This is a genomic window from Deinococcus radiopugnans ATCC 19172, assembly GCF_006335125.1.
GTDB classification, from domain to species: domain Bacteria; phylum Deinococcota; class Deinococci; order Deinococcales; family Deinococcaceae; genus Deinococcus; species Deinococcus radiopugnans.
On the sequence record NZ_VDMO01000003.1, the window covers coordinates 224,569 to 249,516 of the forward strand.

At 67.2% G+C, this 24,948-nt stretch carries 20 protein-coding genes, 1 tRNA gene and 1 other RNA gene; 9 read left to right on the forward strand and 13 right to left on the reverse strand.

Annotated elements, in window-relative coordinates; genetic code table 11:
• The first annotated feature begins 8 nt into the window (after window positions 1-8).
• Window positions 9-2,321, forward strand: coding sequence for a uracil-DNA glycosylase (gene ung / locus FHR04_RS04100; protein WP_139401002.1), 2,313 nt, complete (start codon window positions 9-11; stop codon window positions 2,319-2,321).
• Complete coding sequence (locus FHR04_RS04105; RefSeq protein ID WP_139401004.1) at window positions 2,321-3,358, forward strand: DNA topoisomerase IB; 1,038 nt, start codon at window positions 2,321-2,323, stop codon at window positions 3,356-3,358. Before ung ends, FHR04_RS04105 begins: the two co-directional genes overlap by 1 nt.
• Before the next feature lie 20 nt (window positions 3,359-3,378).
• Here the strand turns inward: FHR04_RS04105 and FHR04_RS04110 are convergent, their stop codons facing one another.
• From FHR04_RS04110 to FHR04_RS04125, 4 genes are all read right to left on the reverse strand, one after another.
• Entirely contained in the window at window positions 3,379-4,050 is a 672-nt protein-coding gene (locus FHR04_RS04110; RefSeq protein WP_139401006.1) for an amino acid ABC transporter permease, read from the reverse strand.
• A 135-nt stretch (window positions 4,051-4,185) separates the two neighbouring features.
• Complete coding sequence (locus FHR04_RS04115) at window positions 4,186-4,962, reverse strand: transporter substrate-binding domain-containing protein (RefSeq protein ID WP_139401008.1); 777 nt, start codon at window positions 4,960-4,962, stop codon at window positions 4,186-4,188.
• A 62-nt stretch (window positions 4,963-5,024) separates the two neighbouring features.
• Window positions 5,025-6,179, reverse strand: coding sequence for an N-methyl-L-tryptophan oxidase (solA, locus tag FHR04_RS04120; RefSeq protein WP_139401009.1), 1,155 nt, complete (start codon window positions 6,177-6,179; stop codon window positions 5,025-5,027).
• A gap of 77 nt (window positions 6,180-6,256) precedes the next feature.
• On the reverse strand, window positions 6,257-7,033 hold the full coding sequence (locus tag FHR04_RS04125; RefSeq protein WP_139401010.1) for a transporter substrate-binding domain-containing protein: 777 nt from the start codon (window positions 7,031-7,033) through the stop codon (window positions 6,257-6,259).
• Between the two features lie 200 nt (window positions 7,034-7,233).
• Between FHR04_RS04125 and FHR04_RS04130 the strand changes: the two genes are divergently transcribed.
• The gene (locus FHR04_RS04130; RefSeq protein ID WP_139401011.1) at window positions 7,234-9,075 is read left to right on the forward strand and encodes a menaquinone biosynthesis decarboxylase; all 1,842 of its coding nucleotides are present in this window, start codon (window positions 7,234-7,236) and stop codon (window positions 9,073-9,075) included.
• A 386-nt stretch (window positions 9,076-9,461) separates the two neighbouring features.
• Window positions 9,462-10,616 carry a branched-chain amino acid ABC transporter substrate-binding protein gene (locus tag FHR04_RS04135; RefSeq protein WP_139401012.1) on the forward strand — a complete coding sequence of 385 codons (1,155 nt, stop codon included), beginning with the start codon at window positions 9,462-9,464 and terminating at the stop codon, window positions 10,614-10,616.
• Between the two features lie 403 nt (window positions 10,617-11,019).
• On the opposite strand, the gene FHR04_RS04140 is transcribed toward FHR04_RS04135, so the two are convergent.
• Both FHR04_RS04140 and ssrA read right to left on the reverse strand, forming a co-directional pair.
• A tRNA-Leu gene (locus FHR04_RS04140) sits at window positions 11,020-11,101 on the reverse strand.
• A 68-nt stretch (window positions 11,102-11,169) separates the two neighbouring features.
• Window positions 11,170-11,522: a transfer-messenger RNA gene (gene ssrA / locus FHR04_RS04145) on the reverse strand.
• A gap of 389 nt (window positions 11,523-11,911) precedes the next feature.
• Between ssrA and FHR04_RS04150 the strand changes: the two genes are divergently transcribed.
• From FHR04_RS04150 to hemW, 3 genes are all read left to right on the forward strand, one after another.
• A complete protein-coding gene (locus FHR04_RS04150; protein WP_139401013.1) occupies window positions 11,912-12,796 on the forward strand; it encodes a sulfurtransferase in 885 nt (294 codons plus the stop codon).
• A 5-nt stretch (window positions 12,797-12,801) separates the two neighbouring features.
• On the forward strand, window positions 12,802-13,296 hold the full coding sequence (locus FHR04_RS04155; protein ID WP_039682162.1) for a hypothetical protein: 495 nt from the start codon (window positions 12,802-12,804) through the stop codon (window positions 13,294-13,296).
• 139 nt (window positions 13,297-13,435) lie between these two features.
• Window positions 13,436-14,545, forward strand: coding sequence for a radical SAM family heme chaperone HemW (hemW, locus tag FHR04_RS04160; protein WP_139401086.1), 1,110 nt, complete (start codon window positions 13,436-13,438; stop codon window positions 14,543-14,545).
• Window positions 14,546-14,572: 27 nt separating this feature from the next.
• Here hemW and FHR04_RS04165 read toward each other — a convergent pair whose 3' ends face one another.
• Complete coding sequence (locus FHR04_RS04165; RefSeq protein ID WP_311734699.1) at window positions 14,573-15,421, reverse strand: YdcF family protein; 849 nt, start codon at window positions 15,419-15,421, stop codon at window positions 14,573-14,575.
• Window positions 15,422-15,551: 130 nt separating this feature from the next.
• On the opposite strand from FHR04_RS04165, the gene FHR04_RS04170 reads away from it, so the two are divergent.
• Window positions 15,552-16,193 (forward strand): DUF305 domain-containing protein, encoded by a 642-nt coding sequence (locus tag FHR04_RS04170; protein ID WP_139401015.1) that lies wholly within the window; start codon window positions 15,552-15,554, stop codon window positions 16,191-16,193.
• Window positions 16,194-16,285: 92 nt separating this feature from the next.
• Here the strand turns inward: FHR04_RS04170 and FHR04_RS04175 are convergent, their stop codons facing one another.
• The 5 genes from FHR04_RS04175 to FHR04_RS04195 form a co-directional block, all read right to left on the reverse strand.
• Window positions 16,286-19,651: a DEAD/DEAH box helicase gene (locus FHR04_RS04175; RefSeq protein WP_139401016.1), complete on the reverse strand. Its 3,366-nt coding sequence runs from the start codon at window positions 19,649-19,651 to the stop codon at window positions 16,286-16,288.
• 199 nt (window positions 19,652-19,850) lie between these two features.
• Window positions 19,851-20,393, reverse strand: a complete 543-nt coding sequence (locus tag FHR04_RS04180; protein ID WP_139401017.1) for a lamin tail domain-containing protein — start codon at window positions 20,391-20,393, stop codon at window positions 19,851-19,853.
• Window positions 20,394-20,402: 9 nt separating this feature from the next.
• Window positions 20,403-22,457, reverse strand: a complete 2,055-nt coding sequence (locus FHR04_RS04185; protein WP_139401018.1) for an ExeM/NucH family extracellular endonuclease — start codon at window positions 22,455-22,457, stop codon at window positions 20,403-20,405.
• Window positions 22,458-22,595: 138 nt separating this feature from the next.
• Entirely contained in the window at window positions 22,596-22,958 is a 363-nt protein-coding gene (locus FHR04_RS04190) for a phosphotransferase (RefSeq protein ID WP_170213846.1), read from the reverse strand.
• Entirely contained in the window at window positions 22,946-23,347 is a 402-nt protein-coding gene (locus FHR04_RS04195; protein WP_139401020.1) for a hypothetical protein, read from the reverse strand. Before FHR04_RS04195 ends, FHR04_RS04190 begins: the two co-directional genes overlap by 13 nt.
• Before the next feature lie 64 nt (window positions 23,348-23,411).
• On the opposite strand from FHR04_RS04195, the gene FHR04_RS04200 reads away from it, so the two are divergent.
• Window positions 23,412-23,822: a YbaN family protein gene (locus FHR04_RS04200; protein ID WP_249038970.1), complete on the forward strand. Its 411-nt coding sequence runs from the start codon at window positions 23,412-23,414 to the stop codon at window positions 23,820-23,822.
• 79 nt (window positions 23,823-23,901) lie between these two features.
• On the opposite strand, the gene FHR04_RS04205 is transcribed toward FHR04_RS04200, so the two are convergent.
• Complete coding sequence (locus FHR04_RS04205) at window positions 23,902-24,936, reverse strand: thiamine ABC transporter substrate-binding protein (protein ID WP_170213847.1); 1,035 nt, start codon at window positions 24,934-24,936, stop codon at window positions 23,902-23,904.
• Window positions 24,937-24,948: the final 12 nt, after the last annotated feature.

Genomic DNA, 24,948 nt, shown 5'->3' on the forward strand with positions numbered 1-24,948 from the left:
ACTGCGGCGTGCCTTTTTCTGCACAACCCGGCCCGGTTCAGCTCGTGTGGTTCAAGAAAGACCTGCGCGTGGCCGATCACGCGCCGCTGCGCGAGGCGGCGGCGCGCGGCCCGGTGCTGCCGCTGTTCATCTACGAACCGGAGCAGCTGGGGCATGAGGAATTTACCGGGCAACACCTGACCTACCTAAACGACTGCCTGCGCGAACTGGACGAGAATCTGCGCAGGCTGGGCACGCCGCTGGTGCTGCTGCAGGGTGAGGCAGTCGAAGTCCTGGAGGGTCTGAGCCGCGAGCTTCCCCTGGGGGGCGTCTGGGCGCACCAGGAAACGGGCAACGGCGTGTCGTTCGCGCGGGATCGGCGGGTGCGGGCCTGGACGCGGGCGCGTGGGCTGCCGCTGACCGAATTGCCGCAGAACGGCGTGGTGCGCGGCATGAAGAACCGCGACGGCTGGGCCGACGCCTGGGAGGAGCGGCTGGGTACGCCGCCCTTGCCCGCGCCGGAAAGGCTGTGCGGAACGTCCGTGCCGCCCTGCCGGATCATGTCGCACGCTGAGTTGGGCGTGGAGCCTGACAACAAAATCATCCCCCCCGGCGGCGAATCGGTGGGCCGGGCCACCCTGGATTCCTTCCTGACCGTGCGCGGCGTCAACTACATGCGCGAGATGAGCAGCCCCCTGAGCGCGGAGGAAAGCTGCTCGCGCCTGAGCGGGCCGCTGGCCTTCGGCACGGTTTCGCTGCGAACGGTGGTGGGGGCCACCCGGCAACGCCTGGCCGCCGTGCGCGGCGACACCTGGGCCGATTCGCGCTGGGTGCGCTCTTTGCGCAGCTACGAAAGCCGCCTGCACTGGCACTGCCACTTCATGCAACGCCTGGAATCCGAGCCGGAGATGGAGTTCCGCACCCTCAACCGCGCCCTGGACGGTCTGCGCGAGGACGAATGGAACCCCGAATTCTTTGACCGCTGGGCGCACGGGCAGACCGGCTATCCCCTGATCGACGCCTGCATGCGGATGCTGCGGCAGACCGGCTGGCTCAACTTTCGGATGCGAGCCATGCTCGTTTCCTTCGCCAGCCAGCACCTGTGGCTGCACTGGCGGCAACCGGGGCTGTTTCTGGCGCGGCAGTGGCTGGACAACGAACCCGGCATCCACTGGTCTCAGATGCAGATGCAGAGTTCAACGGTGGGCATCAACCGCGTCCGCATCTATAGCCCCACCCGGCAGGCGCGCGAGCAGGACCCGGACGGCGTGTTCATCCGCCGCTGGGTGCCGGAGCTATCGGACGTGCCGGGGGACTTTCTGCACGCCCCCTGGGAGTGGAGCGGGGCCGCCCGGCTGAACTACCCGCCCCCCATCGTGGACGAGAACCGGGCCGGACGGCTGGCCCGCGCCCGCATCGCCGCCGCCCGCGCCTCGCCCGAGTTTGAAGCCGAGGCCCGGCGCATCTACCTCAAGCACGGCAGCCGCAAGAAGGCGGTGATCCGCGCCGAGAGAGTTGCGCGAGGACTGCCCGCCAAACCACCCAAGAAGACACCCGCCAAGCCCCCCACCCCCAGGAGAACCCCCATGAGCGATCAGCCTGACCTGTTCGGCAACGCCCCGGACGCCGCCAAACCCATCATTCCCGCCGGATTGCCACAGTCGTGGAAAGACGCGCTGGGGGGTGAGTTCGCCGCGCCGTACTTTCACGAACTCAAGGACTTTCTGGTGGAGGAACGCGCCACGCAGACCATTTACCCCCCTGCTGCCGACGTGTTCAACGCGCTGCGCTTCACGCCGCTGGATGGGGTCAAGGTCTTGATTCTGGGGCAGGACCCTTACCACGGCCCCGGTCAGGCGCACGGCCTGAGCTTCAGCGTGCGGCCCGGCGTGCGGGTGCCGCCCAGCCTCCAGAACATCTACAAGGAGTTGCAGACGGATATTCCCGGCTTCACGCCGCCGCGCCACGGCTACCTGCGGGCCTGGGCCGAACAGGGCGTACTGCTGCTGAATGCCGTGCTAACCGTGCGCGCTGGGCAGGCCAACAGCCACGCGAACAAGGGCTGGGAGGCGTTCACCGACGCCGTGATCCGGGCCGTGAACGCGAAAGAGGAGCGCGTGGTCTTCGTGCTGTGGGGCGCGTACGCCCGCAAAAAGGCCAAATTGATCACCAATCCCAACCATGTGATCGTGGAATCGGCCCATCCCAGCCCGCTGAGTGTGACCAAATTCATGGGCACCAAACCCTTCAGCCGGGTGAACGCCGCGCTGGAGGAAGCCGGGGAAGCGCCGATTGACTGGCAACTCCCCATGCAGGCCGACAGTTCTCAGGAAAGACAGTGATGCCGGGACGCACCGAGATCTTGCAGGAGGAGTACCTGCGCCGCGAGGGGAACGATCCCAAAAAGTTCAACTACTTCTGGCCGGACGGCACGCTCTACGAGGATGAGGAGGGCATCGCCCGCATCGCCAGCCTGGCCGTGCCGCCCGCGTACAGCGACGTGTACGTCTCGCCCGACGCCGACGCCGAGTTGCAGGCGTTTGGCCGCGACGCCGCCGGACGCCTCCAGTACCGTTACCACCCCGATTTCGTGCAGGCCGGGGCGCTGAAGAAGTGGCAGAGGCTGACGCGCTTTGCCACGGCACTCCCGACGTTGCGTGAGGTCACCACCGCCGACCTGCGCCTGTCTGGGCTGCCGCCGCGTAAGGTGATGGCCCTCATGACCCGGCTGCTGCACGTCGCGCATTTCCGGGTGGGCAGCGACGCCTACGCCCGGCAGCACAAGACCTACGGCCTCAGCACCCTGCGCCAGCGCCATGTGAAGGTGGAGGGCACCCTCGTGACCTTCAATTTCCGGGGCAAGCACGGCATCACGCAGAACAAGGCGACGCGCAACCCGACGCTGGCAAACAACATCGGCAAGTTGCTGGAGTTGCCCGGCCCGTGGCTGTTCCAGACGGTGACGGAGGAGGGCCGCCGCCGCGTTCACGCCCCCGAGCTGAACGCCTACCTCAAGGAGGTGATTGGCCCCTTCACCGCCAAGGATTTCCGCACCTGGGGCGGCACGCTGCTGGCCGCCGAATATCTGGCCGAGGCGGGCGTGGCGGACAGCGAACGCGCGGCCCGCCGGGTGCTGGTGGACTGCGTTAAGCACGTCGCCGAGGATCTGGGCAACACCCCCGCCGTCACGCGCGGCAGCTACATCTGCCCGGTGATCTTTGACCGCTACCTGGAGGGCAAGGTGCTGGACGACTACGAACCCCGCGCCGGACGCCTCCCTGCCGAGCTGGAGGGCCTGAGCCGCAGCGAGGCGGCCCTCAAGCGGCTGCTGGAAAGCGAAAAGGCCCTGAAGAAGGGCAGGGGCAAACGGGCGGCGTGACCGCCTGACCTTCCGGCCCTCTAGTCTCCCCGGGCAAACCGCCGTTCGAGCCGCCGTTGCACCACTTCTAGCGCGCTGCTCATGGCCCAGTAGATCAGCGCGGCGGCCAGATACGGGCCGAACGGCTCGAAGGTGCGGGCAATCACCAGTTGCGCGCTGCGCAGCAGTTCCACCACGGTAATCACCGAGACCAGCGAGGTGTCCTTGACCAGCCCGATCAGGCTGTTGCCCAGGCTGGGCAGGGCCACCCTGGCCGCCTGCGGCAGGATGATCAGCCGCATGGTTTCCGCGCGGCTCAGGCCCAGGCTGTAGGCGGCCTCGTGCTGCCCTCTGGGAATGCTCAGGATGGCGGCGCGGATGGTCTCCGAGAGGTAGGCGGCGGCGTTGAGGGTCAGGGCCAGCACCCCGCCCACCACCGGGCTGAGGGTGATGCCAAAACTGGGCAGGCCGTAGTAGATCACGAAGATCTGCACCAGCAACGGCGTTCCCCGAATAAACGAGACGTACAGCGTCGCCAGCCCGCGCACCGGCCCCGGCGCGTACAGCCGCAGCAGCGTCACGATCAGCCCCAGCGGCAGGCCCAGCACCATCGCCGCCAGCGCAAACCCGATGGTCAGCCGCGCCCCGACGAGCAGCGCGGGCACCGACGCCCACGCACTTTGAAGGATCAGTTGAAATTGTTCGCTATCCATTCTGCTCCTTGGGGATGCGCTGTGGAATGGGGTCGGGGGTGGGGCGGTTGCCGTGGCGATCAGAGGGTTCGGCGCCCGCCTTCAATGCAAACCCCTCCCAGTCTGGCGGGAGGGGCCGACGTGCAGAGCGGAATCTCAGGGCTTGCTGACATCCTGGCCGAACCACTGCTGACCGATTTTAGCCATAGTGCCGTCGGCTTTCATGGCCTTGAGGGCCGCGTCGATGGCCGTCTTGAGCCCGGTGTTGGTTTTTTTCATCGCAATGCCCATGCTGTCCACCGAACCGGCGTCGCCCACGCCCTTGATGGGCAGGCCCTGCGATTTGGCGAGATAGCCGATCAGCAGGCGGTCATTGTAGATGGCGTCCAGCCGGCCACTGGCGAGGTCCGCCAGGTATTCCGGGGTGCCGGGGTAGGTGACCACCGTGATGCCGCCCGCGTCGCGCAGGTCCTTCTCGAACACGGTGCCCAGCCCCACGCCTACCCGCTTGCCCTTGAGGTCCGCCAGCGTCTTGTAGTCCTGCCCCTTGGTGCTGTGGACGGCAATCTGCGGGCGGCTGTAGACGTAGGCGTCACTGAACCCGATGCTCTTCTGGCGCTCCGCGGTGATGCCCACCTGATTGATGATCACGTCGTATTTGCCCGCCTGCAACCCCGCCAGGATGCCGCTCCACTCGGTCAGCACGAACTCGGGCTTGAGGCCCAGCCTGGCGGCCAGGGCACGCGCCACGTCCACATCGAAGCCGGTCAGATTGCCCTTGTCGTCCTTGAAGGTGAACGGCGCGTAGGTGCCTTCCACGGCAATTTTCAGCACGCCCTTGGTCAGCGTGGGCGCGGGCTGCGCGTGCGAGGACGTGGCGGCGGCGAGCAGCAGGGCGGTGCCAAGAACCAGCGTGGGACGGAGTGCGCGCATAGGTGCTCCTTTGAAATGGTCAGGATGAGGGGCGGCGGGGATGGAATGAAAGGTGATTCACTCTACGCCCCCGCAGCGGCCGGTCCGCCCTGCGCTGTATCGACAGCCTGTGCGGGCAGGCCGAAGCGGGGCAACTGCCAGGGGTGCCCCTCGCCCAGCGCGTGCGCCGCCAGCAACTCGCCCAGCAACGGTGTGAACTTGAACCCGTGGCCCGAACACGGCGAGGCCAGCGTGATCTGCGGGCAGTCCGGGTGCGCGGCAAGGATGAAGTCGCCGCCGGGCGCGCGGGTAATCAGACAGGTGCTGCGTTCCATCACGGTGAGGGCTCCCGGCAGAAAGCGCCGCATAAAGGTATCGGAGGCCTCGCCCACCTGCGCTGGCACCTCAAACGAGCGGTCATCACCACTGGTGATGGGACGCACCACATCCACGCCCAGTTTCACGCCGGGGAGGCCGAACACTGGAAAACCGTACGCCTGGAATTCATCGTGGGTGATGAACACCGGAAAACGTTCGGGCTGGAAGGCAGCCAGATCATCCGGGCGGTAAAAGCTGGAGGCCGCCAGCGTCACGCTGAGTGAGGTCCGGAGCTGCGGCACCAGACGCGGCATCCACGCGCCCGCCGCCACGATCAGGTGGTCACAGGTCAGGGTGCCCGCGCCCGTCAGGACGGCGGGTTGCCGCCCCGGCTCGATTTCCAGCGCCGCTACACCTTCCAAAACCTGCGCGCCGTGGTGGCGGGCCAGATCGGTCAGCACCCTCAACGTCACATCCGGGCTGACGATGCCCGCTTCCGGCGAATACACCGCCTCCCAGTCGGCAGGCACCCGCCACTGCGGGTAGCGCCGGGCCAGTTCGCGGCGGCTCAGGCGTTCGGGGGCCGCGTCGATGGCGGTCAGCGAGGTGTGAACGGCTTCCAGACTGGGCGTTCCGGCGGGACCGAGATCCAGTCCCCCGGTGCGCCAGTACAGCTGCTGTTCCGCCTCGCGTTCCAACGACCGCCAGGACTCCAGCGCCGCCCGTGCCAGTCCGGCGTAGTCCGGTTCCTCATACGCCAGCCGGAAAATGCGCGACGGCCCGAAGCTGGAGCCGCGCGTGTGCCCGATCTGGAACTGCTCCAGCAGCCGGACGTTCAGACCGCGCCGGGCCAGCGCGTACGCCGCCGCGCTCCCCGCCGCGCCCGCCCCGATAATCAGAACCTGGACATGCTGCCTCATCTGCTGAGTGTAGAGTCCGCCGTCAAGAGCAGCGTCGCCCGCGAAACTCAGGGCGACGCTGCTCAGTGGGCGGAATCTCAGGGCTTGCTGACGTCCTGCCCGAACCACTGCTGGCTGATCTTGGCGTAGGTGCCGTCGGCCTTGATCTGCGCCAGCGCCTTGTCCACTGCCGCCTTCAGGCCCGTGTTGGTCTTCTTCATCGCAATGCCCACCGATTCCGGCTGGCCGATCACGCCTGCGCCGCGCACCGGCAGGTTCTGGGACTTGATCAGGTAACCCACCAGCAGGCGGTCATTGTAGGCGGCGTCCAGCCGTCCGGCGGCCAGGTCTGCCATGTACTCGGGTGCGCCGGGGTAGGTGACCACGGTGATGCCGCCCGCGTCGCGCAGCTGCTTCTCAAAGTTGCTGCCCAGGCCCACGCCCACGCGCTTGCCCTTGAGGTCCGCCAGCGTCTTGGGCGCGAAGCTGCCCGCCTTCTTCACGATGATCTGCGGCGAGGAATACGCGTAGGGCGTGCTGAAGCCGATGCTCTTCTGGCGCTCGGGCGTAATGCCCACCTGGTTGACGATCACGTCGTACTTGCCCGCCTGGAGGCCGGCCAGCAGGCCGCTCCACTCGGTCAGCGCGAACTCGGGCTTGAGGCCCAGCTTGGCGGCCACCGCCTTGGCGATGTCCACGTCGAAGCCGGTCAGGTTGCCCTTGGCGTCGCGGTAGGTGAACGGCGCGTAGGTGCCTTCCATCCCGATTTTCAGCACGCCCTGGGTTAGGGTCTGGGGCGTCTTGATGCTGGGGGAAGTGGCGGCAAGGCTGCCAGAGGCGAGAACGAGGGCGGACATTAAAAACAGGTGCTTCATGGGGCTCCTTAGGGGTTGAGACTGAAAGTCAGATCGGATCGTCGCGGCTCTTTCCAATCGCTAAACCAGTTTATAAAACAGAGTAGAAGTAATTGTGAACCTAACGGTGTGTGGGCTTGAGCAAACCATCATCTTTGGCCGCCTGTGGCATCTCGCCTTGCGGTACGGTTGCCCCGCCCCCGCCGTCCTATGCTCCCCGTATGGCTTTTCCCGACATTCAGAGCTTCATGCGCCTGCTGGAAGACCGCGGCGAGCTGCTGCGCGTCTCCGCGCCCGTCAGCGTTGACCTTGAAATCACCGAGATTGCGGACCGCCTGGTCAAATCCGGCGGCCCGGCAGTGCTGTTCGAGAACGTGCGCGGCAGCGAATTTCCCGTGGTCATCGGCCTGATGGGCACGCGTGAGCGCACGGCCCTGGCGCTGGGTGTAACTGATCTGGACGATCTGGCGAAAAAGGTTCGCGCGTTGATTGACCTCAAGGGCAGGGGCGGCACGCTGGGGATGCTCGGCAATGTGACCAAGCTGGGGGACGCCATGAACCTGCCTCCAAAACGGGTCAAGACTGGCCCGGTGCAGGACATCGTGTGGCGCGGCGACGAGGTGGACCTGTCGCGCATCCCGATCCTGAAATGCTGGCCGCTGGACGGCGGGCCGTTCGTGACCCTGCCCCTGGTGATCAGCAGAGACCCAGAAACCGGCGAGCGCAACATGGGCATGTACCGCATGCAGGTGATGGGCAAAAACACCACCGGGATGCACTGGCAGCGCCACAAAACCGGGACGAAACATCTCGAGAAGGCGAAGCGGCTGGGGCAGCGGTTAGAGGTGGCGGTGGCCATCGGCGGCGATCCGGCGCTGATCTACGCGGCCACCGCGCCGCTGCCGCCCATTCCCGGCCTGGACGAGTTCGCGCTGGCGGGCTACCTGCGCGGGCAACGCTACCCGGTCACGCGGGGGATCACCGTCGATCTGGACGTGCCGGCCAACGCTGAATTCATTCTGGAAGGCTACGTGGACCCTGCCGAGGACTGGGTGATGGAGGGGCCGTTCGGGGACCACACCGGTTTCTACACGCTGCCGGACCTGTACCCGCTGTTCCACGTCACCGCCGTCACCATGCGCCGTCAGCCGGTGTACCCCGCGACCATCGTGGGCCGCCCGCCGATGGAGGACGCCTACCTGATCGAAGCCTCCGAGCGGCTGTTTCTGCCCGCCGCGCAACTGATCATTCCCGAGATCACCGACTACCACATGCCGCCGGCCGGCGTGGCGCACAACCTCGTGTTCGTGGGGATCAACAAAGGGTATCCGGGGCAGGCGTACAAGGTGGCGAACGGCTTGTTCGGGCTGGGCCAGATGATGTTCGCCAAGGTGATTGTCGTGCTGGACGACGATGTCCCGGTCAATCATTTTGAGGCGGTGTGGCGTGCGGTGGCCGAGAAGGCCGTGCCGGGCCGCGACACCCTGACCACGCGCGGTCCCATCGACGTGCTGGACCACAGCAGCCGGGGCTGGGGCTACGGCAGCAAGCTGATCATCGACGCCACCACCAAACGCCCCGAGGAAATTGGCGGGGCCGAGTCCAGCCGGGAGGTGCAGGCGGGCGATCTGGCGCACGAGACGGTATTCAGCCCAGCCGCTGCTGCCGAGCTCCCCGACTTCGATGGCGTGGTGGCCCAGCGGCAGAACGACGATGGCTACTGGCTCGTCGCCTTGAAAAAGACCCGCCCCGGTCAGGCACAGGAGCTGGCGAAGGCATACGCGGCCCACCCCGCCGCCGCCGGCGTCCGTCACCTGCTGATTTGCGACGAATTCACCGACGTGAACGACCTTCAAGACGTGTGGTGGACCATCCTCAACAACATTGACCCGGAGCGGGACGTGGTTCAGCACGGCGACCTCCTGACCTGGGACGGCGCACGCAAACTGCCGGAAGAAGGCTTCGTGCGCCCCTGGCCCCCCAAGATCACGATGGACCCGGCGGTGGTGGAGCGGGTGGACGCCCTATGGCACGTGTACGGGTTGCCAGAGCAGTGGCGCTGAACACCGGGTGGCCCCCAGCGCGAGAAGGCCCCGCAGTCGGCGGGGCTTTTTCGTTTTGAGATTCAGGCGCCGTGCCGCGTCCGTCCGCAGTGCGAAGCAACGCCGAGGCCCGCAGGACGCTGGGCGGCCCGCTCAAGTGGCCCCTGTGATCAACGACCGACACTGTGGTCGACGACTGAACCGACGCCCGTCCACAGTCCAGGCATTCAGCGCTGCCCCCACTGTCCCCCCCCGGCGGGGGCTGGAGAAACACTGGGTGAGTGTACATACACTGGTCCCGCTGGGAAGAGAACCTGAGTCTCATTCCTGACCCCCACTGGAGCGGCACTTTCAGGGCAGGATTCTGAAGTGTGCTGATTTTGACCAGCCGTATTTCTGGAGAAACAATGAAGACATCCATCCTCAAGATTCTGACGCTGGGCCTGCTTGCTGCTGGAGCGGCCAGCGCCCAGACCACCATTAAAATTGCCAGCCTCTCGCCGCTCTCGGGGGCTCAGATTCTCAACGGCAAGCTGGTCAACAACGGCGCACAACTGGCTGTTAGCGAATACAAGGCCCGCTTCAAGGCCATGGGGTTTGACCTGCAACTTGTCGGTTACGACGATCAGGCCGATCCGGCGGTCGGCGCGGCGGCGGCGCGCAAGATTGCCGCCGACCGGCAGATTCTGGGCGTGGTGGGCGCCCTGAACAGTGGGGTGACGCTTTCGGCCAGTGAGGCCCTCAAGGCCAGTCACGTCTCGATGGTCAGCCCGTCCGCGACCGCCAATGAAGTGACCGACCGGGGCCTGCCGAACACCAACCGTCTCGTGACCCGTGACGACGCTCAGGGGCCGGCCGGAGCGCGCTTCATGATGGAGAAGCTCAAGGCCAAGAAGGTCTACATCCTGAACGACAGAACCTCGTATGGTGCGGGACTGGCCGCCGAGGTCGAGAAGACCCTCAAGGCCGGGGGAGCCCGGGTGGTCACCAACGAGAGCACCGAGGAAAAGAACGACTTTTCCACCATCATCGGCAAGATCAAATTGCAGACCCCCGACGCCATCTATTTTGGCGGCATCTACACCCAGATCGGGATCTTTATTCGCCAGCTGCGGGATGCAGGGGTCAATATTCCGGTGGTGGGCGGCGACGGCCTGGACAGCACTGAACTGGCCACCCTCGCTGCTCGGGGGGCCAACGACATCTACTACACCACCGTGGCGGCGCCGCTGGAGGCCCTGCCGAATGCCAAGCCTTTCATTGCCACCTACCGCAGCACCTTCAACGCCGCCCCCGCTGGCTACGCCGCCTTCGCTTACGATTCGGCCAGGGTGATTGCCGAGGGCATTCTGAGTGCCGCCCGCGCCAACGGCAACAAGCTGCCGACGCGCACGCAGGTGGAAAGCGCCATCCGCAAGGGCCAGGTCAAGAACCTGCTGTCCGGTGACGTGACCTTCAACAGCGTGGGCGACCGCAATTCGGCCACGCTCTACATCATGAAGATGCAGGCGGGCAAGCCGTCTCTGTACGCCAAGTCGACCATCAAAGCGCCCCGGCCCTAGACCGGATGTTCCCGCCACGAGCGGAAGGCTCGGCCTTCCCGCAGGGGTGGGCTGGTCTCTCTGCGGTGGGCGCAGCATTCGCCGTGCGTCGCAGGCAAGACGCGGCTCGGCTGCGACGCACGGCCGAGCGTAGACGGCCCGACTGCATGCCAGAAGTGAGGTCAGGCTGTCCCCCCCTCAGGCCTGTCAGGGCACAGGCCCATGAGGTGGCCACTCCTCCCGCCCGCTGGTCCTCCCTGACAACCTCGCATGGGGTGGGTCAGGAGGGTCGGCCAGGACCGTGGTTGGGGAACAGGCGACTGACGGCGCCTTGTGTTCCTGGAGATCTGATGCGGCAGGGCAGGAGCGCGCCTGTGTGGCGTCCAGACAATAAAAAAGCCCCGCGCCAGGCGAGGCTTTATTGTGGTGCCGAGAGCGGGACTTGAACCCGCACGGTTTCCCGTTCGATTTTAAGTCGAATGCGTCTACCCTTCCGCCATCCCGGCCCACACCCTGCTGGGACGTCCTCAATATAGAGAAAAACCCTGCCGGGGGTGGCAGGGTCATCTCTGTGTGGTGGAGGTGGGCGGAGTCGAACCGCCGTCCAAAAGTTCGTCCAGCGTGCGTCTACGTGTGTATCCCGCTGTTTGGTTGTCGGGTCAGGGGCCACCAGCGGGCGGGTTTCCCCCTTCCTTATCCTCACTTGTTTTCGCCGTCAGCTATGAGGTCTTGCCTGGGCTAGCCTTCTTTTGTTTCAGTTCGCGTGGCGCCAAAGGCGGGGCTACACGGTCACTGGCTTAGCTTAAGCAGCGTAAGCGAATTCGTTCTGGTTGCCAGTTAATGGCTTTTCCGTTTTTTAACGAGGCCAACGGAATCCTCGACACGCAACAGCGCCTTCAGTTCCCCTGTCGAAACCGGGTCACCCCCAGGTGTTGATCGGCTTTCACCGACACCAACAGTCTAGCAGCCACAGGGAGAAAGTCCATAGATCATTTGCACTATTTGGCCGACCTGACGGTCTTTTTTCTCCCTTTGATCCGTCCTCATCCGCCCTGCTGTACAGCTCCGGTCCGCCAACGTTCTTCGCTCGGCGTGGTTTCTTCACCGGAACTGGAGCGGGGAGGGGGAGCGCTATGCATTCACGTCGCTGGAACACCTTGAAAATTGCCGACTAGCACGGGACGTTCAGCGGTAAATGTATGGCCTTGACCGTCGCCGCATGCCGCGCTATATTCTTCTTATCACCGTCCGCGAAGGGCGGATTTTTCGTTTTGGGGCCTGTCGGATTGCGGAGACCGGCAGTGTACCCTGCGGCCATGACCCGACCTGCCTCGCCGTTGAAGTCCGCCGACTGGCTGCTGGACCATCTGTACGACCCGAACTTGCGGGTGCTGGACTGCCGCTACGCCCTGAGCGATCCGCTGGTGGGGCGCATCGCCTATCTGGCAGGCCACGTGCCGGGGGCCAGCTACGCCGATCTGGAAACGGACCTGAGCGGTCCCGTGCGGGAGGACGGCGTGGGTGGGCGCCATCCGTTGCCTGATCCGGCGGCGCTGGCGGCGTGGCTGGGAAGCGTGGGTATCGGCCAGGACAGCGTGGTGCTGGCCTACGACGATCCTGGCACGGGCCAGGGCTTCTACGCGGCCCGCGCGTGGTGGCTGCTGCGCTGGCTGGGGCACGCGCAGGTGTACGTGCTGGACGGCGGCTGGCCCGCGTATCTGGCGGCGGGCGGCGCGGCGGACGCGTCGGAAGTGGATCACGCGCCCGTGACTTTTATTCCGAACATGCAGCCTGGCATGGTGGCGACTGCCGAAGACGTAGAAAACCGTGACCCGGCCACGCTTTTGATCGATTCCCGTGCGCCCGCCCGCTACCGGGGCGAGACTGAACCCATCGACGCCAGGGCCGGGCACGTTCCAGGGGCGGTCAACCGCGACTGGAGCGGCGCGCTGGACGAGGCGGGGCGCTGGCGCGGCGGCGAGTTGCAGGCGGCGCGTCTGCAGGTGGGCCGTGCCCCCACCATCGCGTACTGCGGCAGCGGCGTGAGCGCCACACCCAACCTGCTGGCCCGCGAGCTGGCGGGGGTCCCGCTGGGGCCGGACAACCGGCTGTACGCTGGATCGTGGAGCGATTGGATCAGCGATGACGCGCGGCCTGTGGCGGTGGGAGAGGAGAAAAGCGGGTCATTCCGCCTATTCTGAATCCCATGCAGCACACCCGCACCTGGACCGACATTTACGGCAGCGCCCACGCCAGTTTCGAGGGCCGCGCCGGGGGCCATCCCTGGCTGGTGGCCGCGCCCGCCGAACTGGCCGCCGATCTGCCTGCCGCGCTGGCCGCCGTGGACGGCAAGGGCAGCGTGGAGCTGATCGTCCACGACGGCCTGACGCCGCTGCTGGCCGCCCTGAAGGATGTGACGCCGCGCGGCGTGCTGGTCATTGGTCGGCAGGCGCTGGCCTCTGGGCCGGAAGTCACTGTTCCCGAGGGTCTGATCTCGGATGCGGGCGGCGTGGAGTACGCCGAGGGCGGCACCTTTCCGGCCTGGACCGCCCCCGCTGGGCTGAAGGCGGGCCGGCGCAAGGGCCAGAACGCGGCGGCCTCGGCGGCGGCCTCACTGGACGTGCCGGTCACCGTGACCACGGCGGCCACCCTGCAACAGGTGCTGGAGTCGTGGATGGACGCCACGCCGCACGGCCGGTGACGTGTGCGCGGGCGGCTGGCCTCACGGTCCCTGACCCGGTCCCGCGCATACACTCGGTGCAGTGAGCCGTCCTGTGTCTGTCCCTCCTGCCGTGAAGGCGCCCGTTCTTGACCCGACGGTGCGTCACCTGTACGTCCATATGCCCTTTTGCCCCAGCATCTGCCCGTACTGCGACTTTCATGTGCTGACGCGCAGGAGTGGGCAGGTGGAGGCCTACTTGGAGCGGCTGGAGCAGGAGGCCGCGTGGCTGGCGTCCCAGTACGACACCCGGCTGGACACGGTGTACCTGGGCGGCGGCACCCCCAGCTTTCTGCGCGACGCCGAGATCGCGGCGCTGGTGGGCAGCATCCGACGTCACCTGGGCTGGGGCCGCCAGGAAAACACGCTGGAGATCAACCCCGGCACGGTCAGCCCGGCGCGGGCGGCGTTGTGGCGTGAGTTGGGCTTTGACCGCGCCAGCGTGGGCGTGCAGAGCCTGGACGACGCCACCCTGAAGTTCCTGGGGCGTCAGCACGACGCGGCGGGGGCGCGCGAGGCGGTCACGACGCTGATCTGCGCGGGCTTCCGCGTGTCCGGCGATCTGATCACCGCCGTGCCGGGGCAACCGCTGGAGCGCGACATTCATGGGCTGGTGGAGCTGGGCGTGGACCACATCAGCGCCTACACCCTGACCATCGAACCCGGCACCGAGTTCGCCCGGCGCGGCGTGACGGTGGGGGAGGATGATGAACGCGCGGGCTTCGAGCGCACCGAGGAACTGCTGACCGCGTACGGTTTCGCCCGCTATGAGATCAGCAACTATGCCCGCCCAGGACAGGAGTCGCGTCACAACCTCGCGTACTGGAACAACCGCACCTACCTGGGGCTGGGGCCGGGGGCAGCGGGCCATTATCCGGCCACACGGTCCCCGGCGGTGCTGGGGTCCGGGGGAGGGGAGGAGCCGCTGACCCTCAGGCGCACCAATCCCCACCTGCACACCTGGCTGACCGGCGAGCAGGGCGAGATGGAGGACATCGACGCCGAGGAATACGTGACCGACGCGCTGTTCATGGGCCTGCGGTTGCGGGCGGGGCTGGATCTGGACGAGCTTGCACAGCGCAGTGGGCTGGACGTGCGCGGGCGTTACGCGGCGGCGATTGCCGCCAACGTGCAGCGCGGCTGGCTGGAGCTGGACGGGCCGCGCCTGCGGGCCACGCCAGCGGGCTGGTGGGTGCTGAACCGCGTGGTGACGGACTTTCTGGAGGCCTGATCGCCCTTTCCAGTCCGTCCCTGTGTGTTACCGCTCCGGCGTACCGCCCACGCCCTGCTTGGCGCGTGACAGCCACTCGTACAGCACCACCTGCAGGGCGTATAGCCGGTCTGAAGGCAGCGGCAGCGTGGCGTCGAAGCGCGTTTCGGGGGCTGGGACGCTGATCACACTCACGCCCCTGGCGTCCAACTGGGCGGCGAACATCCCCGCCGCGCGGCGCGAGTGGCTGGGACTGGTCACCAGAAGAACCCGTGTCCAGTTTCTTTGTTGTGCCAGATCGCGCACGCGGGCCGCCTCATCGCGGGTGGTGGTGACGTTGCGCAGGGTCAAGACTTGTGGACCGTGTTGTGGGTACAGCTTCCGAATCTTCTCACGCTCGATGACGCTCATCTTGGGGCAGGTGGCCGAGAATAGGTCAGACTGCTCGGAAACGGTCACGACGGGCGCGTACCCGGCCCGCCACAGTTCCAGGCCCGCCAGCAGGCGCGTCTGACTGCTGGCGGCCAGCCCGCGCGTGCCGCACTGCACGCCGCCGCCCAGAATCACAATGGCGTCGGCAGTCTGCGGCCGCTGCTCCAGGCTCAGGGCATTCAGTGGTCCCCGCAGCACGGGGGTCAGCAGGCACAGGGCCAGCAGCAGCGACAGCAGTCCAGCGCCCCAGTGCAGGACGCGGCGGCCCAAGGGAAAGGCGCCGGCCAGGCCTCCAGCCACGGTCAGCAGGAGCAGCAGGCTTTCCGGGGCACGGACCTCGCCCAGAAAGGCGGCCAGCGTGCCCAGCGCCGCGCCGATGGCCGCCCCGCCCGGCACACCGCCCAACGCAGTCGGCCCGCCGGACCGGAGGCGCAGGGTGCCGCGGCCCACGCCGAGCCGGGTCAAGCCGCCCCGTGCGGCCATCGGGACTGGTGGAACGCGCCGTGCGGCACGCGCAGGGGTTTTGCTTCGTCGGGCATCGCCCTCAGTGTACGGAAGAGAGCCGCGCTCAGAGAGGGTTCCTATACTGCCCGGCATGGCCCGCCCCACTGCTCCACGAGACCCAGGTCGCCGTCTGATCCTGCCCGCCGTTCTGGTCCTGCTGGCGCTGGGACTGGCCGGACTGCTGCTGCCGCGCGTGACCCTGACCGGGGGAACCGGCCCCGCCGAGGGCAGCACCGAGGTCCGCTTCGTGCGCGAGATGATCCAGCACCACGCGCAGGCGGTGGACCTGGCCACCCGCATCCGCGAACGCGGCCGCGATCCTGCCGTCCGGACCCTGGCGCTGGACATCATGCTGTCTCAGCAGGAGCAGATCGGGCAGATGCACGGCTGGCTGACCCTGTGGAAGCGGCCCTGGGCGGGGCCGGGCATGTCCAGTGAGCACGCCCGCAGTATGGGCATGGCCACCCCGCAGCAGGTGGCCCGCCTGGAGACCCTGCCCCCCGCCCAGGCCGAGATTACCTTCCTGCAACTGATGACCCGTCACCACCAGGGAGCGCTGCTGATGGCGAGGCCCGCCCTGGGCGCGGGCGTGCGCCCCGAGGTGCAGGCGCTGGCGCGGCAGATCGAGGCCAGCCAGGGCGCCGAGATCAGAAGCATGACTGCTCTGCTTGAAGAGCGAGGGGCCAAACCGTTGCCCGCGCCGCAGATGGGCGACATGAACCACATGCGTTGATCCGTCAGGCTGGCGGCTGCGCGCAGCTCAGGCGGAGTGTCCAGCGGCGTCCGGTTGTTCGAAGCCTGTCATCTGTACACATAGGCCCCACTTCAAGCCTCCACCCCTTCCTCCTCCTCCTCGTTTTCCAGCGGGGCGAACAGACGGTCCAGATCGTGGGACGTGAGCTTTGTCGCCTCGCTCAGGCCGCCGTCCAGAATGCCGCGCGCCAGACTGGCCTTGCGGGCCTGCAACTCCAGAATGCGTTCCTCCACGCTGCCCGCCGCGATCAGCTTGTACACGAACACCGGCTTGTCCTGTCCAATCCGGTAGGCGCGGTCCGTGGCCTGATCCTCGGCGGCGGGGTTCCACCACGGGTCGTAATGGATCACCGTGTCGGCAGCGGTGAGGTTCAGGCCCACGCCCCCGGCCTTGAGAGTAATCAGGAAGACGTGCGTGTCGCCGCGCTGGAAGGCGTCGATCTGGGACTGGCGGTCCTGGGTCTGGCCGGTGATCATCGAGTACGGGATGCCCTGTGCTTTGATCCACGTTTCCAGATGGCCCAGCAGCGTGGCGAAGCCGCTGAAGATCAGCACCCGGCGGCCCTCCTCGATCATCTGCGGCAGGTTGCCCTGAAGCCAGTCGAACTTGGCGTTGCCTTCCACCTTGCGGGCGGCCTCCAGCTTGACCAGACGCGGGTCCGTGACCGCCTGCCGCAGCTTCAGCAGGGCGTCGAGGATGGCAATGGTGCTGCGGGCCAGGCCACGCGCCTGCAACTCCTCGCGCACGCGGCTTTCCATGGTCACGCGCACGGTCTCGTACAGGTCACGCTGATCGCCGTCCAGCGTCACGCGCACCGGAATCTCGGTCTTGGGCGGCAATTCGCGGGCCACGTCGCGCTTCTCGCGGCGCAGGATGAACGGGCGCACGCGGGCGGCCAGCGCGGCGCGGCGCGAGGCGTCCCCACGTTTCTCGATGGGCGTGCGGTACAGCTCACGGAAGGTCTTCTCGTCGTGCAGCAGGCCCGGCGACAGGAAATTGAACTGGGACCACAGCTCGCCCAGGTGGTTTTCCAGCGGCGTGCCGGTCAGGCACAACCGGTGCCGCGCGTCCAGGCTGCCGGCCGCCTTGGCCGCCGCCGTCTTGTTGTTCTTGATGTTCTGCGCCTCGTCCAGAATCAGCAGGTGGTACCCAAACTGCCGCAGCTCGTCCAGATCGCGCGGCAGCAGCGGGTAGGTGCTGAGGATCAGGTCATGGTCCCCAATCTCGCCGAACAGGTCGCGCCGCTCCTTACCGTGCAGGGTCAGGACCTTCAGGCCCGGCGCGAACTTGGCGGCCTCGGCCTGCCAGTTGCCGATCACGGACGTGGGGGCGATCACCAAGCTGGGCCGGTCGGCGCGGCCCGCGTTCTTCTCGGTCAGGAGGTGGGCCAACGTCTGGACCGTCTTGCCCAGGCCCATGTCGTCGGCCAGAATCCCGCCCAGCTCGTACTCGCGCAGGAATTGCAGCCACGCCAGGCCCTGCAACTGGTACGGGCGCAGTTCGGCGTTCAGGCCAGCGGGCGGCTCGACCGGCTGGATGCCGCCGAAGTCGCGCAGCTTGCGCCCCAGCTCCAGCAGACGTTCCGCTCCCACCCAGCGGGCCTTGAGGGCACCTTCCAGTTCGGCCAGTCGGGCGGCGTCCAGCAGCGGCAGGCGCAGCGGGCCAGCGGGCAGGTCACGCAGATTCAGCTCCACCAGCACGCCCAGAATCGCGCGGATTCGTCCGGCAGGCAGGGCCACGCGGCGGCCATCGCCCAGCGCGGCAAACAGGGTCTCGTCATCCTCCAGCGCGGCCAGCGCTTCGGGCGAGAACAGTTCGGGCTGGCGGGCGATCAGGTCTGCCAGCACCGGAATCAGGCTGACGCGCTCGCCGTCCACCACGATCCCGAGGTCCAGCGTGAACCAGCCGCCGAAAGAGTCGTCGGCCTCGCCGTACCAGTCGCTGATCTCGGCGAAATTCAGGGGAAAATCCGGGTGGATGTGCAGGGTAAAGCCCTGCTCCTCCAGGTCCTCGCGCCCCACGCGCATAAAGTCCATCCAGGACTCCTCGTCGCCCAGGGTCAGCAGGTCCTGCAATTCGGCGGGCACGGTGTAGTCGTCGAAGGTCTCGGCCACCGTGCTGAAACCGGCCCGGTCCAGGGCCTGCACGGCCTGCATTTCCTGGGCGCGGTCACGCGGAATGCGGGTCAGCACGCCGTCGCGGTAGACCGTGGGGTTGGGCACGTCGGTCAGCCCGCTGGCCGGGGCGTCCGGGACCAGCAGGCCGCCGTAGGCGTGCCTCAGCTCGGCCACCGCCAGGGTCTGCTGCTCCTCACGCATCATCCAGCGGTCCGGGACGAGCACGGTTCCCATGCGGCCCATCAGGTGCAGCTGCGGCGTGTAGGGCAGGGCTTCCTCGCGCACCCGGACCGTTTGCGGAATCGGCAGGCCCAGGCCTGAAGCGGTGATGGCGTGCGCCAGCGCCGTGGCCTGTGACGGCTGCAGCGTGGGGCCGGACAGAAAGCGGGCAGTCTGTTCCGGTGTGGCGTCGGCCACCACCCGCGACAGCAGGCCGGCGGCGGGCTGCACCGCCCAGGGTTTGGGGGTGGGCAGCAGCGCCGCGTCGGGCACGTCGGCAATCTCCAGCGACGGCGACTGCGCCCCCCGCTCGTCGGAGGTCCAGCTCAGGGTGCCGCGCAGTTCGGGACCGCGCGTCAGGGGACGTTCGGGCCGGTCCCAGCACAGCCGTCCGCTGTCCAGCAACGACTCGATCAGCAGGTCGCCCGCCGGATGGCTGCCGAGCGCATGCAGCTCCTCGGCGTAGCGGCCCGGTTCGCGGGCAGGGGTGGTGGCCAGGTCCAGCAACCTCAGCAGGTCCGCGTCGCGGCGCACGAAGGCGGGGGCGGTCGACAGGCTGCGCGGCACGGCGTAGGTCTCGGCGGCCCGCAGGTCAGGAACCTCGCCGCGCACCGGCAGCCGCATCAGCCGCAGCGCCACCCGCCGGGCCGCGGATGTGCCGTTGGCCGGCGGCAGCAGGCGCAACACGTAGCGCAGTTCGAACTGCCGCCCTCGCGAGGTACTGCGTCCCGGCGTGCCGAAGCCGGCCAGCCACTGCTGGGTGCGGGCGTCCAGGGCTTCCTCGGTCGGGGGCGTGGCGGCGGCGGGCGTGACGGCGGGCCGGGGGCCGTCCGGCGGGTCCGTCGCCAGCACCAGCGCGGCGACGTGGCGGCAGCGGTAGCGCCCGCAGGTGCACGACGACGCGCGCAGTTGCTGTTCCGGCGGCGGCAGCAGCTCCACCGACGCCTCGTAGGCCACGCCGTTCTCGGTCACGGTGCCCTGCGCCCGCCAGCCCGCATCGGTCCATTCGCGCCGCACGTTCTGCACGGCTTCCTGCCGCAGTGCCAGCCCCTGGGCCGCCGTATCCAGTCCGAAGCCTGGGGGCAGGCGACTGAGCTTCACGCCCTCACCTGCCGCGCAGCCCACAGGACCCTGGCACCTACCACAAAGAAAAACACGCCCTCAAGTCTAGCGCATGACGGAAAAGGGCGCAGGCGAAAGCTTCCAATGCGGACGGCGGGGAGTGCGACAGCAAAAAAACCCGAACCGCGCTGGGGCGATTCGGGAATCTGGTCAGAGTTCGGTCCAGCCTGAAGTCAGCTCAGGGGCAGACGTTTTTGGCCGTGGCGCTGTTGCGCGGGGCGGGGGCCGCCGCCGTGAAGTCCGCGCCGTTGTTGTTGGTGTCGGTGCAGCCGCCCGCCGCACGCAGGGCCGCCGTCGTGCTGCTCAGCGCGGGTGTCGAGGCACCGCCCTCGACCTCATTGGCCGCACCGTAGCCCACGAAGTCCAGAACGTCCGTGTCGCTCAGGCCAGTGGCGCCCTCGATGTTGCCGACGAGGGCGACTTTGCCGTCACTGCCCGAGAGGGCCAGCGTACCGGTGGCGTCGGGCGTGGGCAGCTCCGCCTTACCAGCCGCGCCCTTGGCGAGTTCGATCAGGTAGTACGCTCCCGGCTCGATGGTGGCCGTGGGCAGCGCAAAGACATTCGTGAACGCGCCGGTCTTGGAGGCGTACTGCAAGCTCTTGCCCGCTGTGCTAACGGCCACCTTCCCGGCGTTGAACAGTTCAACGAAGTCGTTCTTGAATGGAGCCTCGGTGTCATCCTTGCCGTTGCCGCCGCCGCCGTATATCTGACTGATGACCAGTCCACCAACTTAGGGATTGGCAGGGTCCTGAACCTTGACGTTCAGGGTGGCCGTCTCGGTTTCCTTGTCGCTGTCGCGTCCGGCCTTCACGGTGATGGTGAAGCTTCCGGTCTTCTTGTACGTGTGAATGTGCGGGCCGCTGGGGGCAATGGGAATCAGGCGCTCGAAGCCGCCGCCGTCACCCCAGTCGGCCACCAGAGTGGTGGGGTTCCCGCCCGTGGTCACATTGATGGTGTAGACCTGGCCCACGGTGGCGGTGGTCGGTCCCGTGACGCCCACAGTCAGCGGGATTGTGACTTCGCCGTCCGGCTTCAGGTCCAGGCCCACCACCACCGGGTCATGGTCACTGCTGCGGTAGGGAGTGGGGGCATACAGATCGGTGATCTGGGCCGGGGTCTTGAACTCCACATTGTAGTCCAGCACGACCGGTTCGTCGGCGTTGATATGCCACTCGGTGATGCCGGTGACCTGCGTGCTGAGGCTGGGGCTGGACAGGGCGTGGTCGAGGTACCCGAACAGGCCGTCAAACTGATAGGAGTAACGGTCCTCTTCCGGAATACGCTTGTTGAGGCTGTCGAAGCCGCCTGCCTCCAGCGCCTTGATCGGGTCTTCCTCACCGTAGGAGTTCAGGTCGCCCATCAGCAGCACGTCGGGATCGGTGGCCTTGAGCTTGTCGGCGAAGGTCAGCAGCGCCTTGGCCTGATCGACGCGCAGCATGTTCCAGCAGCCCTGGCCGGTGTCCACGTCGCCGGTTTTGGGGCAGCTGCCCTTGCTCTTGAAGTGGTTGGCGACCACCGTGAACACGCCCTTCTTCCCCAGGTCACGGAAGGTTTGCGCGACGGGACGACGGGCCTGATCGAAGACGGGGTTGTCGTCGATGCGCGGGCCGCCCACCGTCTCCACGCGGCCCGGACGGTAGATGATCGCCACGCGGATGGCGTCAGTGCCTACCGTGCCGGTCTTGACGCTGGCGTAGGCGGTCTTGCCCTCGGCGGCGTTCAGCGCGGCCACCAGATCGTCCAGAGCCGTCTCGCCGTTGTTCTCGATCTCCATCAGGGTGATCACGTCGGCGTCCAGGGCACGCAGTTCCGAGACGATCTTGGCCTTCTGACGCTCGAATTCAAGCGGACTGTCCGCGCCGCGCGCATTGTTCTTGCCGTCGTCCAGCGTGGTGAAGTAGTTCAGGACGTTCGCGCCCGCCACCTTCAGGGTGCTGTTGCCCACCGACTTGGGCGCGGCGGTGCGCGGGTTGGTGTTGGCAAAGACCGGCGCCTTGGTGGGTTCCAGTTTGAAGGCGTTGTTGGCGTAGTGCATGACGCCTTCCAGCCCGGTCACGGTGTCCCCGGCGCGGCGCGTCTTGTCCGCGTTCAGGTAGGGAATGGTGGGCGGGTTCTGTTTGCTGCTGCCGTCATCCAGCACCAGAGTCCGAAGCATGTTCTTGGCGACGCTGCCGCCGGGCTCGTTGCCGTTGGTGGGATTGAACAGCCGTCCGCCGCTGGACAGGCCCAGTTCGCCGTAGCGGCCCAGGGTAAAGGTGTTGGTCACGGTCATGGGAGTGGTGACCGTCACCAGCATGCCCTCCACACTTTCCAGCGCGTCCGGCGAGGACAGCGGGTAGGTCAGTTTGGCGGGAGCGGGCAGCGTCGTCTCGCCGCAGGAGGTCACGGTGGTGACGGTGTCGAGCTGTGTGGAGTTGAAGAACTCCTTGACCGTGCCGCTGATCTCCAGCACCTCGCCCACCTTGACGGTCTGCGGCTTGTCGGCGGTGTACACGAACAGGCCCTCGCTGGTCATGGGGTCATTGTCCGGCGTTACGTCCTGTACGAAAAAGCCGCTCAGCCCCGCCTGGGCGTCCTGCGTAACCACGCCGCGCAGGGTGACCACCTTGTCTACCAGCGGGCTGGCTGCCCCAGTGCCCTGAATGCTGGAAATCGTCGTGATCTCGGCGCCTACCGGGCAGGCATACGTGGGTGGGGGCGGCGTGGTGTCGGGGGGATTGCAGGCAGCCAGCAGCGCGGTCAGGCCGAGCAGCAGTGCGCCGCTTTGCAGAAACTTCATGGTCATGGCAACTCCGGGTGAACAGGGGAGAGAGGCGAAGGATTGTAATGGAGAGTCAGTTTAGCGAGTTCGGGCCTTCCCCGTCATGAGGCGTCGTTGGGGGTGGTGGTGCTTCCTACTGCTTATGGTCTTTCCTGCACACGATCATGTGCAGTGTTGCAACACCTTCCGCACGGCGTTGGGGGAAATACGGCCCGCCCCGCAGACCTTCAGCAGCAGTTCCAGGCGCAGTCGCCACAGCAACCCCGTATCCAGTCGCCCGCCCCAGCGGACCAGCGCGGGTTCCAAGTCGTCCAGCACGGCGCATTCGTGTTCCAGGGTGGCCCAGCCCGCATTGCCCCAGTCCAGCACCCCGGCGTAACGGCCCGCCGCGTCGGCCAGCAGGTTGTGGCGGTACACGTCACCATGAACGAACACGGGCGCGGTCAGCGGGTAGGGCGTGGACAACGCCCTCAGCAGCGCTGCCCTCTCGGCAGGCGTCCAGTCCGCATTTCTCACTTCCGGCATTTCAGGATCGCCCACCCACCACTTCGAGGGCCGGGGCGTCGGCTCTTCGGATGGCGCGTGGCCTGCAGCCGTTCCAGATCGTCCAGCACGGCATTCCAGAAAACAGGTGTGAGCTGAGAGGGTGTCAGCATCCCGCCGGGCAGCCGCTCCCACAGGCTGTAGCCCGGCCCCCAGAACAGCGGTCTGGCGGTCCGGACGCCCGCTGCCAGTGCGCCCAGGGCAAGAGCCGCTTCCCGCGCATGGTCCGTGCCAGCGCCGAGGCGCAGGACCGACGCGTCGGTCAGCCAGACCTCGTTGGAAAACCCGGTGTCCGCACGGCGCAGGCCCGACACGCTCAGGCCGTGGCGGGTGAAGTGGGCGGCAGGCTCGGTGTTCATGGGTGGGACCATCCGGCCCGATGATAGGTGACCATTGGCCCGGAAAAACGCCGCCTGATGGACTACCCTGGGGGCTGTGACGCCGCCCGCCTCCACCTCCTCCTCCCCCCAGGCCCCAGCCCGCCCGGTCAAACCGCTGTGGGTGGCGCTGGGCTTCGTGCTGTGCGCGATTGGTTTCGTGGGGCTGGTGCTGCCCGGCTTTCCGGGAACCGTGTGGTTCGTGCTGGCCGCCGCCAGCTTCGCGCGTGGCGATCCGCGCTGGGAGGCGTGGCTGCTGTCGCGCCCGGTGGTGGGGCAGCTGGTGCGCGACTACCGCGACGGCAAGGGCATGCCGCTGCGCGCCAAGTGGATCGCCTGTCTCTGCATCGCCGTGGCCGTGGGCTTCAGCCTGGGCCGCATTCCGGTGCTGGTGGGGCAGGTGGGCTGGGTGCTGGTGGGCCTGTTCGGGATCTACTACATCAGCCTGCGGGTGCCGACGAAACGCTGATCACCCCTCGCACCGCGACACGCCATCAAAACCCCCCTCCTGCGACAGAGGGGGTCTTTGATGGCGTGCGGTTTTCCGACTAGCGTGCCCGCAGCACCTGCGTGACCCAGGTGTCCACCAGCCGCTGCGGATTGGCGGTCAGGCCGGGTTTGACGGCGGACAGCTGCGGCTGGGTGGCGAACTTGAACACCGGATCGAGTGGGGTGCCGCCCACCGCCGGGTAGATCCACATGCGGGTGGGGATGTCGGCCTGCACGCCCGCGCCCAGCATGAAATCCACGAATTTGCGGGCCAGGGCCGGCTGCCTGGCCCCCTTCAGGATGCCCACCCCCTCCAGTTGCAGCCAGGTGCTGCCGGGCAGGAACAGGTTGGCGGTGGGGGCCTGGGCGGGCAGTTTCTTGGCGTCGTAGTTGTCGGCGTAGAACACCTCGGCGGCGGGGCTGCTGGCGTACGACAGCACGATGGGGTACTTGCCGCCGTTGCGCGTGAACTCCTTGTTGTAGGCGTCGCTCCAGCCGCGCGTGACCTTCAGGCCGTTCAGGCGGGCCTCCCGCCACCACTGCCACGCGCCCGCCTCACCGTAGTGGTTGACCGTCGCCAGCAGAAAGGCCAGGCCGGGGCTGCTGGTGGCCGGGCTGGACACCACGGTCAACTTGGCGTAGGGCGGGGTCTTCAGATCATCCAGCGATTTCGGCAGGGCCAGCCCCGCCTTCTGGAAATACGCGCGGTCATAGTTGAGGGCCACGAAGCCGTAATCCACGGTGTTCAGCAATCCCGCGTCGTCCAGGCGGTAGGCCGGGGCCACCCTGGAGAGCGCGGGCGACTTGTAGGCCTGCAACAGATCGGCGCTGCGGGCGCGGCTGATCAGGCTGTTGTCCAGGCCGTACACCACGTCGGCCAGCGGGGCGCGGCGGGTCAGGATCAGTCGGTTGAGGAGTTCCCCGGCGTCGCCGCCCTTCACGAAGCGCACCCGCGCGTTGTGGGCCGCCTCGAAGGACGCCACCAGCTTCTTGTCCACGTCGAAGGAATCGTGGGTGATCACCGTCAGGGTGGTCTGGGCCGAAGCAACGCCCGTCAGAAGGAAAGCTGCCGTCAAAATACCTTGTATACGCATGCTGTTTCCGAA